General features: G+C 29.4%; 13 protein-coding genes. 6 read left to right on the top strand and 7 right to left on the bottom strand.

Annotation, left to right across the window (positions count from 1 at the left end; translation table 11 throughout):
- From B5464_RS11045 to B5464_RS11030, 4 genes are read right to left on the bottom strand one after another with little or no spacing between them, the layout of a single operon-like run.
- A complete protein-coding gene (locus tag B5464_RS11045; RefSeq protein WP_079738410.1) occupies nucleotides 1-1266 on the bottom strand; it encodes a glycosyltransferase family 4 protein in 1266 nt (421 codons plus the stop codon).
- Nucleotides 1263-2453 (bottom strand): glycosyltransferase family 4 protein, encoded by a 1191-nt coding sequence (locus B5464_RS11040; RefSeq protein WP_079738409.1) that lies wholly within the window; start codon nucleotides 2451-2453, stop codon nucleotides 1263-1265. Before B5464_RS11040 ends, B5464_RS11045 begins: the two co-directional genes overlap by 4 nt.
- A complete protein-coding gene (locus B5464_RS11035) occupies nucleotides 2450-4885 on the bottom strand; it encodes a YfhO family protein (RefSeq protein WP_079738408.1) in 2436 nt (811 codons plus the stop codon). Before B5464_RS11035 ends, B5464_RS11040 begins: the two co-directional genes overlap by 4 nt.
- Before the next feature lie 37 nt (nucleotides 4886-4922).
- On the bottom strand, nucleotides 4923-5186 hold the full coding sequence (locus B5464_RS11030) for a DUF4834 family protein (protein WP_079738407.1): 264 nt from the start codon (nucleotides 5184-5186) through the stop codon (nucleotides 4923-4925).
- Nucleotides 5187-5326: 140 nt separating this feature from the next.
- Here B5464_RS11030 and B5464_RS11025 point away from each other — a divergent pair, with 140 nt between their 5' ends.
- The 6 genes from B5464_RS11025 to B5464_RS11000 are packed head-to-tail and all read left to right on the top strand — an operon-like array spanning nucleotide 5327 to nucleotide 11113.
- Entirely contained in the window at nucleotides 5327-6538 is a 1212-nt protein-coding gene (locus B5464_RS11025; protein ID WP_079738406.1) for a transporter, read from the top strand.
- A 15-nt stretch (nucleotides 6539-6553) separates the two neighbouring features.
- The gene (locus tag B5464_RS11020; RefSeq protein ID WP_079738405.1) at nucleotides 6554-7675 is read left to right on the top strand and encodes a GTP cyclohydrolase; all 1122 of its coding nucleotides are present in this window, start codon (nucleotides 6554-6556) and stop codon (nucleotides 7673-7675) included.
- A 22-nt stretch (nucleotides 7676-7697) separates the two neighbouring features.
- Nucleotides 7698-8405, top strand: a complete 708-nt coding sequence (locus B5464_RS11015; RefSeq protein ID WP_079738404.1) for a 16S rRNA (uracil(1498)-N(3))-methyltransferase — start codon at nucleotides 7698-7700, stop codon at nucleotides 8403-8405.
- A gap of 39 nt (nucleotides 8406-8444) precedes the next feature.
- Nucleotides 8445-9086 carry a DUF4159 domain-containing protein gene (locus tag B5464_RS11010; protein ID WP_079738403.1) on the top strand — a complete coding sequence of 214 codons (642 nt, stop codon included), beginning with the start codon at nucleotides 8445-8447 and terminating at the stop codon, nucleotides 9084-9086.
- 38 nt (nucleotides 9087-9124) lie between these two features.
- The gene (locus tag B5464_RS11005) at nucleotides 9125-10048 is read left to right on the top strand and encodes a bile acid:sodium symporter family protein (RefSeq protein WP_079738402.1); all 924 of its coding nucleotides are present in this window, start codon (nucleotides 9125-9127) and stop codon (nucleotides 10046-10048) included.
- A gap of 3 nt (nucleotides 10049-10051) precedes the next feature.
- A complete protein-coding gene (locus tag B5464_RS11000) occupies nucleotides 10052-11113 on the top strand; it encodes a 1-acyl-sn-glycerol-3-phosphate acyltransferase (protein WP_079738401.1) in 1062 nt (353 codons plus the stop codon).
- 143 nt (nucleotides 11114-11256) lie between these two features.
- Here B5464_RS11000 and B5464_RS10995 read toward each other — a convergent pair whose 3' ends face one another.
- The 3 genes from B5464_RS10995 to B5464_RS10985 all read right to left on the bottom strand — a co-directional run bounded on the left by B5464_RS10995 (nucleotide 11257) and on the right by B5464_RS10985 (nucleotide 15729).
- The gene (locus B5464_RS10995; RefSeq protein ID WP_079738400.1) at nucleotides 11257-14175 is read right to left on the bottom strand and encodes a glycoside hydrolase family 3 N-terminal domain-containing protein; all 2919 of its coding nucleotides are present in this window, start codon (nucleotides 14173-14175) and stop codon (nucleotides 11257-11259) included.
- 194 nt (nucleotides 14176-14369) lie between these two features.
- Nucleotides 14370-14855, bottom strand: a complete 486-nt coding sequence (locus tag B5464_RS10990) for an ABC transporter ATPase (RefSeq protein ID WP_077808777.1) — start codon at nucleotides 14853-14855, stop codon at nucleotides 14370-14372.
- Between the two features lie 46 nt (nucleotides 14856-14901).
- Nucleotides 14902-15729, bottom strand: coding sequence for a 3'-5' exonuclease (locus B5464_RS10985; protein WP_079738399.1), 828 nt, complete (start codon nucleotides 15727-15729; stop codon nucleotides 14902-14904).
- Between the last annotated feature and the right edge of the window lie 52 nt (nucleotides 15730-15781).

The raw sequence follows: 15781 nt of genomic DNA, 5'->3' as shown, positions 1-15781 counted from the left end.
CTACGAAGTTATGTTTTTTAGAATAGAGGCTAGATTTTTCGTCAACTCTTTTCTATGATATTTTTTTATGTCGGTTGATGTAACCAACAATTTATTATTTTTAAAATCGTTATACAACGATTTAATTTCTTCTGATAATTTTATTTCATTATCAAAATTTACAATCTTACCGGCGTTTGTTTCCTCTAAAATTGTGGCCAAATCTCCTTTTTCTGGTCCGATGGCTAAAATAGGTCTTTTAGCTGTTAAATACTCAAATAACTTTCCTGTTAAAATACCTTCGTTATTTAATACATTCGGAATTAATAATAATAAAACCTGAGATTTTTTTTGATACTCGATCGCTTTATGATGTGGTAAATACCCTAAGAACTTAGTGTTTTCTGATAAATTGAATCGTTGTATATCTTGCTTTACATCATTTACAATATCTCCAATAAAATTAATTTGTAAGTCGTTTTTAAAACTTGAATCTTGTAAACAAAGTTTTTCTAAAACTTTAAATAATACTGTTGGATTGCTTTGTTTGGGTAACAAACCAATATATGAAATTGTAAATTTTTTATCTAATCTTATGATATTTTTAGTCACAACTTCATCATCAAAACCATTGGTAATAACCTCTACTCTTTTTGCTGTTTTTAAAAACTCCTTTTTTAAAGTGTTACTAACAGTTAGTATACCATCAGCATTTTTTAAAACTGATTTTTCTAATTTAATATTTTTATTTTTTGCAAAAGATAACTGATTAAAGTCTTTATTATAATATAAGTTTGACCACGGATCACGAAAATCGGCAATCCATTTTAGATCATTCTTTTGATGTAATTTTTGCGCAATTAAATGCATACTATGTGGCGGACCCGTGGAAATTATTACATCAATTTTAGAAGAATCTATAATTTTCTGCAAATATTTAACCGATGAATTCACCCAAAAGATTTTAGGATCTGGAATAAAGAAATTTCCTCTAATAAAAGACAAAAATCCGCCATTACTAACATTAGAAACACCTTTTTTTTGTTTACTATTTTTTTTCCAAAATAATAAATCTGTTGGTTCCCAAATTGGTTGTTTTAAAATCTTAATATTTTTAGGAACTTCATTAAGTAGTGTTTTATCTTCTTTTGGATAGTTTGCATTATCAACGGTATACACTATTGGTTCAATATCAAAATTCTGTAAATATTTTACAAATTTTAACCAACGCTGAACGCCAGAACCACCTGCAGGAGGCCAATAATATGTAATTATTAGAACTTTCAATCGATTAAATTGTTATACAGGTTCAGTAACTTTTTAGACGTTTCTTCCCAACAAAATTCGTTTATAATAAAATTCTTACCGTTTTCACCTAAATTATTTCTTAACGAAGCATCTTTATATAAAATTTGAATTTTAGCTGCAAAATCTTCGCTATTTTTTTGTTCGTGTACCAAACCAGCATTTGATTTTTCTACTAGTTTTTTCTGAGCAATAGCATTACTAACCAAAAGAGGTTTTGCAAAACTCATGTATTGAAAAATCTTATTTGCATAAGCAACATCGTGCTGTAAATTTCTATGCAAAGGCGATATACAAACGGCACTTGCCAAAATATAAGATTGAAAAAGAGAAACATCTTGCCAACCTTCAAAATCTACAAATTTTTGTAGATTTAAATCTTTAACTTGTTTCTTTAAAATTGCATCGGTAGTGTTTCTACCAACGATAACCAACTTGATTTCTGGTATAGATTTTTTTAATTCGTTTACAGCAGTAATTGCTGTTTGTAATCCTCTTCTAAGATGCGTATCACCTAAATAAAGAATTACAAAATTGTTTTTATATTTCTCTAAAATAGTTTCTTTTAGGGTAAAATTTTCAAAGAAAGATTTTCTAATCGTATTTGGTACAAGTACCAATTTATCCTTTTGTTTTGGTAATCTTTGTGCTAAAGTTTCTAAAAATTCTGGCGATACAGAAATTACTTTATCTGCTTTTGCTATAAACTCTTCTTCTTTGATTTTCCATTTTTTCGGAGAAATAATATACTTCCCAGGAAATTTCTGTAAATGAGGATACAATTTCATCACCTCTGGCATATTATCATGCAAATCTAAAACTACAGGTAGTTTATTTTTCTTATTCGATTTAAAAACAGCTTCTGCTATTCTCATATCATGAATATGAATTGCTTCTATATGATTCTCTGTTATAAATTTCGATATTTTCTTTTTCATTAAAAAAGAATATAACGGAATGGTATAAGCCAATGCAGATAGTTTATATTCTAACTTATTAGAAGTAAATCGTTTTACTTTTATACCGTTTATTACCTCTGATGTTTTTTGATCACCATAATTTAGACAAAACAAAAAAACTTCGTGCCCATCGTTTACCAAAGAAATAGCTTCATTTTCTACTCTTGGATCAGGAGGAAAAGAAGCATCTAGAATCATTCCTATTTTCATGCTTCTTTACGTTTCTTCTTCTCGTCATAAAAAAACCATCCGGCAGAAACAACAATTAATAATGCGTAAGAAATCAACGAAAATATTTTTCCTTCTTTAATTACTTTTGGCTCAAATTTAAATGTAATTTCATGATTTCCTGCAGGAATCTCCATTCCTCTTAAAACATAATTTACGTTATAATACGGCACTAATTTTCCGTCTAAATAAGCATTCCAGCCATCTTTATAATAAATTTCAGAAAAAACAGCGAATTGTGCTTTCGTAGAACTTGATTGATATTTTAAATTCGTAACATCATTACTAATCAATTTAATTGTTGCTGTAGAATCTTTTTCAACAAATAAATTTTCTTTTAATTTACTAAAATTCTCTTTTAAAATTACAGCAGTATTTTTAGTATTTAAAGAATCTAAAGCTTGTATTTCTTCATTTGCATTGTTTACAGAAATTAACTTTTCTACAAACCAAACATTACCGTTTGCTTCGATATTTTGTTGTGCTTGAACGTTCCCTTTATTATCTGGCACAATAAAATACTTGGTATTTAGCATGTTTAAAACTTGCATATTATTCTTTGCAATTTGATAATCAAATAGCTCTTGATAACGACCAAGTTTAGCCGCATGATAACCACCAATAGAATTATGAAAGTAAGATGTACTTCCATCATTCATAGGATCAACAGAAAAATTTGCTACTCTAAAATAAGATGTATCTTTTAAAATTGCTTTATCAGCACTTGAAGCTACAAATGGTTTTTCTATTTTTCTTGATGATTTAAAATCGTCTGCATTTACATAATTAAGATTTACAGATAACAAATCGAAAAGAATTAAAACAGTTATTGCTATAATGGCAAAGGGTACTTTGATTTTCTTTTTTAAAGTAAACCATAAAACAGCACCAGAAATAAGAACCAGCACTAAAGATTTAACTGTATCTGAAAATAACATTGCTTTTCTGTCTGCAATTACTGCGTCTAAAAACCCAGGAACTTCACTATACTGTTGCGCATCTCTTAAGCCTTCAAAAGTTCCGAAAATATGAGCAAAACCAAAACCTACTATTATTAAACCACCAAATACGATAACTGCCTTTTTTAAAGCAGCTTGTTTCTCGTTTACTTCTAGAGCACTAGAAAACAGTTCTTTTAAACCTAAAACACCTAAAATTGGCACACACAATTCTGCAATTACCTGTATTGATGAAACTGCTCTAAATTTATTGTAAAGTGGTACATAATCGATAAAAAAGTTAGTAATCACCTCAAAATTTCTACCCCAACTTAAAATAATAGAAAAGATTGTTGCAGCAACTAACCATTCTTTTATTCTTCCTTTTACTAAAAATAATCCTAAGAAAAACAGAAAAAATACAACAACACCAATATACGCAGGTGCTTCTACAATTGGTTGATCTCCCCAATACGTTAAAACTTGTTTCGAATATTCTTTGGCTGTTTTTTTATCTGTTTTTTCTTCAATAAACTCATAAAAATTAGAATTCTCTCCTAATTCTTCTATAGTTCCACCGCCCATAAAACGCGGAATAAATAAATTAAAAGTTTCTAATTTAGAGTAACTGTATTGAGTTATGTAAGATTTATCTAAACCTTCTGTAGCCTTTTTTGTAGAACCATCTAGATTAATTGTTAATTCTGATTTTCCTCTTGTACTGTGTTCAGAATATTCTTTCATTGCCATTAATCTTGGCGCATTTGCCCCTATTCCTAAAACTACAGCTGCAATAATTACTGCTGCTTGTTTTATAAATAATTGCACCTTACGTTCTTTAATCGCATTAATTAATTCTACTAAACCAAGAATTAATAAACAGAAACCTAAATAGTAGGTCATTTGAATATGGTTAGCATAAATTTCTAAAGCCATTGCCAAACCTGTAACAATAAAACCCAAAACAAACTTTCTATTAAAAATCCAAATAACCCCCGCTAAAACTAGAGGCATATATGCAATTGCATGGGCCTTTGCATTGTGACCTGCACCAAATATTATAATTAAATAAGTAGAAAACCCAAAGGATAAAGCACCTAAAATTGCCAATCTCCATTTAACTTTTAACGCCATCATCAACACAAAAAAGCTTAAAAAATACAAAAATGTGTAATCTGCAGGTCTTGGTAAAAATCTAAGTAATTTATCTACACTTCTAACAATATCGTTTGGATAATAAGCACTTACAGGATAAGCTGGCATTCCGCTAAAAGAAGCATCTGTCCAATAAGGTTCTTCGTTATTATCTGCTCTATAATCATTAATATCTTTGACCATTCCTCTAAATTGAGTAATATCTGATTGATTTAATTTTTGACCTTTTAAAACAGGATGAAAGTAAATTAAAGAAGCTATTATAAATACAAGTATTGCTACTAAATAAGGAAAAAGTTTGTTAAGTTTCAATTTTAAAATTGTTTTAGGTTGCTATTTATTTTGAAGCGAGTTTAGTCTAATCGATTTCTTCAAAATCTACATACTCACCAACAGACTTTTTACTTTCTTTTTGGCTTCCTGGTTTTTTATCTATAATTGTTTCACCTTCTTTTACAGAAGGGTTTTGTGCTTGTCTTTGCTGCCCTCCAAATTGCTGTTCTGCTTTCTTTTGAATAGTTTCTGCTGCTTTTTTCATTAAAAAAGGCGCAAAAAGTCTTGCTAAAAATTTAAACGCATAATAAAATAAGAAAATAAAAAAGAGTGTTTTAAGTAAACCCATTTATAAATTTAATTTAAAAATATATCAAAAATAACAATTTGAGTACAATTGAGACGTTATGAATCTATAAAAGTTTCTTAAACCTAAAAAAGTAGTGTTTGCCTTTATAAAACAGCTTTTTTGTTCTATGTTTGTGAAGCATGTTAGATTTAAAATGTAAACCCTATTCTTTTTCTATGAATGTAAATAAATTTCAGCTATTTATTGTTGTTTTTTTTAGTTGTGTTGCTTCTAATTTTGCGCAATATACAGATGTTATAAACTCTAATAAACCTGGTTTTTCTGAAAGCCCGTATAGTGTTGGAACAGGAGTTTACCAGTTTGAAAGCAATGTTTTTTATAGAAACACAAGTATAGAACCTACGTTTTCTAGACCAGAATCTTTAGGTTTAGATCTTTTATTTAGAACCAGTTTCCTTTTTGAAAAACTAGAATTAAATACACAATTAACATATCAAAGAGATAAAGTAGCTTTTAAAAATATTTTTACATCGAGTTACGACGTATCTGGTTTTAGCCGAATTACTGTTGGCGCTAAATATTTGGTATATCAACAAGAATACGAAGACAAATCTAAAGAAGTAAGAAGCTGGAAAAGAAGACACGCATTCGATACAAAAAGATTAATACCTTCTGTTGCCGTTTACCTTGGTATGAATACTGATTTTGTAAGTGAAATTCATAAAACGGGTAGCATTACGCCAAAAGTTGGAATCCTTTTACAACATAACCTTACACAAGATTTTAATGTAATTACCAATGTTTTTTATGATAATATTGGTTCAGATTTTTCTGAGTTTTCTTACATCATAACGGCTACACAAAATTTTAGCGACCAATGGTCTGCATTTATAGAAAATCAAACTATTTTTCAAGAATACCAAAATAATACCAACTTAGGCTTGGGTTTAGCCTATTTATATGATACAAATTTACAATTTAACACTTCTGCGAGGTTACTTTTTGAAGGCCAATCTAAAGGTTATTACGCTAGTTTAGGAATTTCGTATAGAATAAACAGACATAGAGATTCTTTTATAGAATTAGATGATAATGGTCAAGAAATTAAAGACACACCAATATCTCGCTACAACCAAAAACAAAATAGCTTTTTTAATAGGTTTTTAAATATCTTTAAGAAGAAAGATAAAAATACTAGATCTAGACCAACCAGAACTAGAAAAGCAACTTCAAAGAAAAAAACTGGTGGTTTTTTAGGTATCTTCGGAAAGAAAAAAAAGAAAGCTACAAAGAAAGAAACAGAAATTGAAAAATTAGAAAGAGAAATTAAAGAACTAGAAAAAGAGATGAAGAAAGAAGATCAGAAAAAGAAAAAAAACGATAATAATTAGACGCTAATTTTTACAATGATTACCTTAAAAAAAATAAATACTAAAAAGGAAATGAAACAATTTGTAACATTTCCTTTTTCATTATATAAAGACAATAAATATTGGGTACCACCAATAATTAAAGATGAAGTAGATAATTTCGACCCAAAGAAAAATCCTGTTTTTGAAAATGCTGATGCTCAATTTTTTGTGGCGATTAGAGATGGTAAAATTGTAGGTAGAATTGTAGCGATTATCAATTGGTTTGAAATTGAAAAACAACAAATAAAAAAAATGCGTTTTGGTTGGTTTGATGTAATTGATGACATCGAAGTAACAAAAGTTCTTTTAGCCAAAGTTAAAGAAATTGGTTTGGCAAACAATTTAGAATATATAGAAGGACCTGTTGGTTTTAACAATTTAGATAAAACTGGTGTTTTAGTTGAGGGTTTCGATCATATAGGCACCATGATTACTTGGTACAATCACCCATATTATAAAGATCATTTAGAAGAACTTGGTTTTGTAAAAGAAAAAGAATACTTAGAAAATAAATTTAAATTCGATAAAGTAGACAAAGTTTATTTTGATAGAATTAGTAAGATTATTAAAAGACGTTTTAAATTAAAAGCACTAGACTTTACAAAGACAAAAGACATCATGCCATATGTTGATGAAATGTTTGATGTTTTTGATAAATCGTACTCTAAGCTTTCTTCTTTTGTACCAATTTCTGATGCTCAAATAGCTTTTTTTAAGAAAAAATACATTTCTTTTATCAACCCAGAATATATAAAGTTTGTTGTTGATGAGAATAATAAAGTTGTAGCTTTTGCAATTGTAATGCCCTCTTTTTCTGAAGCGCTTCAAAAAGCAAAAGGGAAACTGTTTCCGTTTGGTATATTTCATCTTTTAAAAGCAAGAAAACATGCTAAAGATGTTACTTTTTATTTAATTGGTGTGCATCCAGAGTATCAAAACAAAGGTGTTCATGCTATTATTTTCGATCAATACACAAAAACATTTGGTCCTTTAGGAATAGACAATTGTATTAGAACGCCAGAGTTAGAGGACAATGAAGCAATTAAAAAGTTATGGGAAAACTTTGATCCTGTAACACATAAACGAAGACGAACCTACAAAAAGAGTATTGTTTAATAATTCTGATAAAATCTAACAAATGCAATTATTTTATAATTCAGAAATTTCTACAGAAACACAAGAAATTACTTTCGATAAAATTGAAAGCAAACACATTGTACGTGTTTTAAGAAAAAAAGAAGGAGATATTCTTAAAATAACAAATGGTAAAGGCTTTTTATTTGATGTAGAAATTATTTTAGCAAGCGATAAAAAGTGTTTAGCTAAGGTTACTTCTTTTACTGAAAAACAAAAACCTTGGCAATATTATTTACATGTTGCAATTGCGCCTACAAAAAATAACGATAGAATAGAATGGTTTTTAGAAAAAGCAACAGAAATTGGTATTGATGAAATTACACCAATTATTTGTTCTAATTCAGAAAGAAGGGTTGTAAAATTAGAACGATTTGAAAAAATTATTCAGTCTGCCATGAAACAATCGTTAAAATTTACGTTGCCAAAATTAAACAAACCTGTAAAATTTAATGATTTTATCAATCAAGATTTTGATGGCAAAATATGTATTGCACACTGTGAAGAGCAAGATAAAAATCTATTAAAATCTGTAATAAATCCTGCTGAAAAAACAACTATACTTATTGGACCCGAAGGAGATTTTTCTATAGAAGAAATAAAAAAAACATTAGAAAAGAAGTTTACACCTATTTCTTTAGGTGAAAGTAGATTACGAACAGAAACTGCAGCTTTAGTTGCTGTTAATACTATTTCGTTTATCAATCAATAAGTTTTTTCTTATATTGCTTTAAAATTTCCTAAATATTTTATGAAGCAACTTCTAACAATTACGTTTACCTTTTTACTAAGCATAATTTACGCACAAGATGTTGCTATTTTAAAGTATAATGGTGGCGGAGATTGGTACTCGAATCCTACAGCGGTTCCTAATTTAGTTGCTTTTGCTAACGCTAACATTGACACCAAAATTTCTAAAAATCCGCAATCTGTTGCGGTAAGTAGCGAAGATATTTTTAATTTTCCCATTCTATTTATGACGGGTCATGGTAATATTTTCTTTTCTGAAGATGATGCCGAAAACTTAAGAAACTATCTAATTTCTGGTGGCTTTTTACATATATCCGACAATTATGGTTTAGACAAATTCATTCGTAAAGAAATGAAAAAAGTTTTTCCAAAATTAGAATTTAAAGAAATACCAAGCTCACATAAAATCTACAATCAGACCTTTAAATTTCCAAACGGAATCCCAAAAATTCATGAACACGACAAAAAATCCGCACAAGGTTTTGGTATTTTTTTCGAAGGAAGACTTCTTGTTTTTTACGATTATGAAACAGATTTGAGTGATGGTTGGGAAGATCAAATAATACACAACAATCCGCAAAGTGTAAGAGAAAAAGCTTTAAAAATGGGCGCTAACATAATTGAGTTCGCATTTAGTAATTAAGTTTTTTTTTCTAAAATTAATCAATAAATATTCTTAAAATGAACAATCAAATAGATATCGATGCTATCAAAATAAATTTTGATTCTAGTGGTTTATGGGTTTTAAACATCGCTATTGGTATTATAATGTTTGGTGTTGCATTAGGTATTTCTATTGATGATTTTAAGCGTTTACTTAAAAACCCTAAAATACTTTTTGTTGGTGTACTATCTCAGTTTATTTTATTACCGGCTTTTACTTTTTTAATTATACTACTTTTAAAACCGTATCCTAGTTTTGCTCTCGGAATGATGATGATTGCAGCTTGCCCTGGCGGAAACGTTTCTAATTTTTTTAGCAAAATGGCTGGCGGTAATGCTGCCTTGTCTGTTAGTTTAACAGCTTTTGCTACATTGATCTGTATTTTTATGACGCCTTTAAACCTTCAGTTTTGGGGTAGTTTATACGAACCTACAAACAGTATTTTAGAAACAGTTGCTTTAGATTGGATCGATTTATTGAAACTGGTTTCTTTAATTTTAGGAATTCCTTTATTTTTTGGAATGTTGATCAAACATTACCATTCCGAAATGGCTCAAAAAATAGAAAATGTTTTAAAACCATTATCGATGCTTGTATTTATCGCTTTGATATTTATTGCATTTTCTCAGAATTTAGAAATCTTTGTAAACCATATTCATCACGTTTTATTTTTAGTAATTTTTCACAATATATTCGCTTATTTTTTAGGTTTTTACACTGCTAAAAGTTTTAAATTAAATAAAAAAGATACCAAAACTATTGCCATGGAAACCGGAATTCAAAATGGCGGATTGGGTTTATTATTAATTTTTGGTTTTTTTGACGGTTTAGGCGGAATGGCACTTTTGGCAGCTTTTTGGGGAATTTGGGACGTGTTTTCTGGAATTCTATTGGCTACTTATTGGGGAAGAAATTCTAAAAAAGACACTTTAATCGAATAATTTATGCTTCAAAAAATTTGGTTTGCACTTGTATGGACTTATGTAAAACTTGGTTTATTTTTTTACAGTAAGAAGATTATAGTTAAAGGCACAGAAAATATTCCAAAAAAAGGAGCAGTATTATTTGCTGTAAATCATCCTAACGGATTGGTAGATCCTTTATACGTTACTACAACTCACAATAGAAGAAACCATTACTTGGTTAGAGCCGCAACATTTAAAAACCCGATAGTTAAGAAAATTTTAGAATCTTTATACTTAATGCCCATTTATAGAATTCGAGACGGTATTAAGCAATTAGCAAACAATCAGCAAATTTTTGATAAATGTCACAGAATCTTTGATAAAGGAGAAACTTTAATGATTTTTCCGGAAGGAAGTCATGATAAAAAAAGAACCATTAGACCTTTAAGTAAAGGGTTTACAAGAATTGTTTTTGGTGCGTTAGAAAAGCATGAAGATTTAGATATAACTGTAATTCCGGTTGGTTTAACGTATCAACATCCGTCAGATTATCCTGCTAAAATTATTATTAATTATGGCAAACCTATAAAAACAAGAGCTATTTATAATAGTAATACTCCTGCAAAAGCTATTAATATTTTAAAAGCAAATGTTACCGAACAATTACAAAAACTGACTGTTCATATTCCTGATGATGATAATTATGAAACCGTTTTACAAAAACTAAACAATGCACAAGTAGATTTTACTGAAGTAGATAAAGTAAATTCTATGATTCTAAAAAATAGTTTTCCAGAAGCAAAATCTCCTAAAAAAAATTATTTGATACCGCTTTATTATGTAATAGTTTTAAATAGTTTGATTCCTGTTTTAATTTGGAAAAAAGTTTTTAAATTGATTAAAGAAGTTGAGTTTATAGATACTTTTCGATTTAGTGTTAATCTTTTAACGTTTACAATATTCTATTCTTTACAGGCATTGATAATCGGTTTATTTTACGGAAATAACGTGGCTTTATTTTATTTCACCTTTTCTGTATTTCTTGTTTTTGTTTACACAAAACTAGCGCCCACCAATACAAAGAAATTTTTAAATCTGTAAAAAGTTGGCTTATAAGTTTAGCCCTGATTGCAGCAATTGTTTGAGCTCTTTTTTAGAGCAGTTTCGATTGTAAATTTTGAAGAATGAAAAATTGCAATTCGAACAAACTAAAAAAAGCGAGTGCGGAAAGCAGGAAATAGCTTCTAATTAATAATTGCGTCTTGAATTACTTGCTGAATTTTGGTTCTCATATTACTTCTAATCAAACCTCGATTATCCATGTTTGGATATACTCTGTTTGATAAAAACACATAAACCAATCCGCTTTTTGGATCTGCCCAAGTATAGGTTCCTGTAAAGCCAGAATGCCCAAAACTCTCTTCGGATACACAACCACAAGTTGCTTTAACTCTAGGATTAAGTTGTGGTTTATCGAAACCTAGACCTCTTCTAACCTTTTCTTTAGAAAAATATCTATGATTAAATTTATCTATCGTTTCTGGTTTTAAATAACGTTTACCGCCATAAAAACCTTTTTGTAAATACATTTGCATTATTTTACCAACATCGTTTGCATTGGCAAATAAACCCGCATGACCACCAACACCACCTAACATTGCTGCGCCCATATCGTGCACATAACCTTGCAGTAATTGATTTCTATAATATGTATCTATTTCTGTAGGAACAATTTCATTTCTATGAAACTTTTTTAATGGTAAGTATGTGGTTCTATCTGCACCCAAAGATTGATAAAAATTTTGATCTACTAGTTTATCTAAAGGTTTGTCGTATTGTAATTCTAAGGCTTCTTTAAAAATATAATATCCTAAATCGCTGTATTTATAACCAACTCGTTCTCTTTGGTCTGCTTCTTTAATATATTTGTAAATGCTATCTTTATAATTATGATTGATAAATAAATTTTCTGCTACTTTAATATCAAATTTATTCGACTTTTTACTGCTATAAAACGTAGCCAAATTCTTACCAGTTATACTGTCTTGCGTGTCTTTATAAAACGGAATCCAAGCTTTTAATCTACCAAAATGAGATAATACTTCTTTTACAGTAACTTTTTCTTTATTTGAGTTCGAAAAACTTGGTAAAATATCTCTTAAACTAGCAGATAAAGGTATCTTTTGTTCTTCTTCTGCTTTCATTATTAAAGGCAACGATGCTAATATTTTAGTTAACGATGCTAAATCATATATATCAGAATTTTTAACTGGTATTTTTTTATCGTGTGTATGGTAACCATAACTTTTTTCTAAAACCACCTTACCATTTCTTGCCACAAATATTTGTAAACCTGGTGCCATTTTTTGGTTGATAATTGTATCGGCCATTTTATCGATAGCTGCCAATTTTATAGAAGACATTCCTGCTGCTTCTGGTATTGTATATTCGAATCTACTAAGATTTGTGCTTGATAACCCAAAACCTTCTTTAAATTCTGAACCAATAGAAACAGGCAATTTACCTTTTGCTGTAATTGCACCAAACAATATTTGTGCAGATACTTCTTGAGAAATTTTACTATTTTGATACGAAACAATTAAACCTTCGATATTAGCAAAACTTTTGACTTGTAATAAACTATACGGACTCGCAAAAACATCTAATACCACCGATTTTTCTCTTGCAATTTCTTGCAACCAAACCAATTCTTTATTCGTAAACTTATAGCTTTTCCAAGGATGCTGGTTTGATTTATGAAATCCAATAATTACATAATTATACGGTTTCAATTTTGTTATCAATCCGTCTAAATTTTTATCAGCAACAACATCTACTTTTGTGTAATTTTTTAGCATGTCTACATAAGCTGTATTCTCTGCATCACCCAATTTTACATACGCTATTTTTTGTTTTTCTAAATCTCTAATTGGTAAATTACCATTTATATTTTTTAATAAAGTAATCGATTTTTTTACCAATTCTCTGTGTAATAACTTATCTTCTACTCTATTTAAATCTTGTTCAATATTTTCTACTACAACAGGTTTGTAGTTGTGTAAACCTGCCCAATATTTAGATTTTAATATTTTTCTTACTGAAAAATTTAATCGCTCTTCTGTTAACGTTTTTGTTTCTAAAGCCTTTTTAATTAAAGCCACAGAACCTGGCACATCTTGCGGAATCAATAATAAATCGTTACCAGCTTGTATCGCTGCTAAATCTATTTGTGCAGAAGTAGCATAATTGGTAGCGCCTTTCATGTTTAAACCATCAGTAATTATTAAACCTTGAAAGCCTAATTTTTCTTGTAATAAATTTGTTACAACATTTTTAGAAAGTGATGTTGGCAACGTTGCATTTGGCTCTAAACTTGGTATATTTAAATGCGCTGTCATTACACTTGCCAAACCAACGTCAAATGTTTTTTTGTACGGATACAATTCTATAGAATCTAAACGTGCTGCATCAAAATTTAAAACTGGTAAAGTATAATGAGAATCTGCTGCCGTGTCACCATGACCCGGAAAATGTTTACCATTTGCTAAAACACCTTCACTTTGCATACCTTTAATAAAAGCAATTGCTTTTGCAGTTACATTTTCTTTACTTTCACCAAAAGATCTATTTCCAATAATAGGATTTTCTGGATTTACATTCACATCAATAACTGGTGCAAAATTTACATGAATTCCTATTCGTTTTGCATGTTGCCCTAAATGTTTACCAAATTTTGTAATTAAAGAATCGTTTCTAATGGCACCTAAAGTCATATTCCAAGGAAATCGATATGTGTTTTTTAAACGCATATCTAAACCCCATTCACCATCAAAACCAATTAACAAAGGTACTTTTGCAGAATCTTGATATCTATTATTTAAAATCGCCTGTTTTTCTGGCGTACCTTGCATAAAAATTAAACTACCAACATGATATTTTGTAATCATCTTGTTTATAAAACGCTCATGCTTTTCATCTAAATTAGAATACGCTTGCACCATAAAAATTTGTCCAATTTTTTCATCAATAGACATACTATTCATTATGCTATCTACCCAAATTTCTTGCGCAACAAAATCTTTAGTTCTTAACGGATCTAATCTTTGTGCGCTTAAACTTATCGTAAAAGCAATTGCTAAAAAGGCTAATATATTCTTCTTCATTCTAATTCTTTCGATATTTTTTTGGCGTTTTAACAGGCTTTCGCTACTCGCTTTTTTTAGGTTTGTTCTTTATACATTTTTTCTTCTTTCGTCAAAAAAAACACTCGAACTTTCACCTAAAAAAGAGCTCAAACAGACCGCTCTATCCTTAACGCAACTTCTTGCCAAGAGGCTTTATTATACTAAAACAATAGTTATACCAAAAAGCGTTTATGCCAACTATCTTTTGCAGTAATTTCCCAATTATTTTCAAAATCTTCCTTGGTATTTACCATGTTGTTAAAAACAATTGTATCTGCAGTAATTTTCTTCTCTTTTGCAAATCTTTGAAAATCCGATAATTTAACAAGGTTTATATTTTCGTTATCTTTAAAAGTAACGTTCATTTTATTCATTAAATCCAATTGCAATTCTTTTTCTAAAGCTTGTACAAAACGCACAGAACTATCTATAGAACAACCAGAAACATTATTAAAACTTTCATCTACTGCCAATACTAAAAACTGATTGTATTTAATAGTAAAAGAGCCTTTTAAATCATCACCGTGACGTGTCCATTGATTTATAAACTCTTCTGCTTTATCAGAAATAAACTGTATTTCATTTTCTGTAAATTCTCTATCTGCTTGGTAAATCCAAACGCGAGAGTTATTTGGTAAATTGTTATATGCTGTAAACATTATTTTTATTTTATTTTACAATTGTTATTCGTCAAAAAAAGTAATTCTATCTTAAATTAAACTTTTGTTGCAACGCTTGTAACTTTTCTGCATCCGTCATTTTCTTTTTTGGCGGATTCATTCTTTCTTTTATTTGTCTTAAAACCTTTTTTGTGTACAACGGAAAATCTGCATTTTGCATCCAGTTATTGTACCCAGGATTTTCTTTAAAAACTTCTTCTACCGTTCTGCCTTTATACTTTCCGAAAGAAAAAATCTCTTGCTTTTTATCGTTCATCAAAATAAAACCTGCAAAATCTGCTCTTTCGCCATGTGTAGAATATTCACTTAAAGCATCTACAGTATTTTCTATATCGTCGTATTTATCTAACTGAGCTAACAAAATTTCGTACGTTGCATTTGTATCTGCTTCTGCACCATGAGCGCCTTCTAACTCTCTACCGCAATAAAACTGATATCCTGCGCTTAATGTTCTTTGCTCTTTTTTATGAAAAATAACTTGTACATCAATTGCTTTTCGATCTTGCATATCAAAATCGATTCCGGCACGCATTAATTCTTCTGCTAAAAGTGGTATATCGAATCTATTAGAATTAAAACCTGCCAAATCACAACCTTCAATCATAGCGCTTACCTCGGTTGCCAATTCTTTAAAAGTTGGCTCATTTGCAATTTTTTCGTTTGTTATTCCATGAACATCTATAGAACTTTGTGGAATTTCAATCTCAGGATTTACCAACCACGTTTTACTTTCTTTATTTCCGTTAGGAAAAACTTTTAAAATTGCAATTTCTACAATTCTATCTGTGGCAATATTAACTCCTGTAGTTTCTAAATCGAAAAATACAATTGGTTTTGTTAAGTTTAAATTCATTTTTATATTTTCTAAAAGCAAAAAACTAAAACACAATATTTTAGTTTACTAC

Origin of the sequence: Polaribacter sp. KT 15, from assembly GCF_900143115.1 — a bacterium.
In the GTDB taxonomy this organism is placed as follows: Bacteria; Bacteroidota; Bacteroidia; order Flavobacteriales; family Flavobacteriaceae; genus Polaribacter; species Polaribacter marinaquae.
Note: the sequence above shows the minus strand (reverse complement) of the source record. Positions and strands in the feature narration are given on the sequence as shown.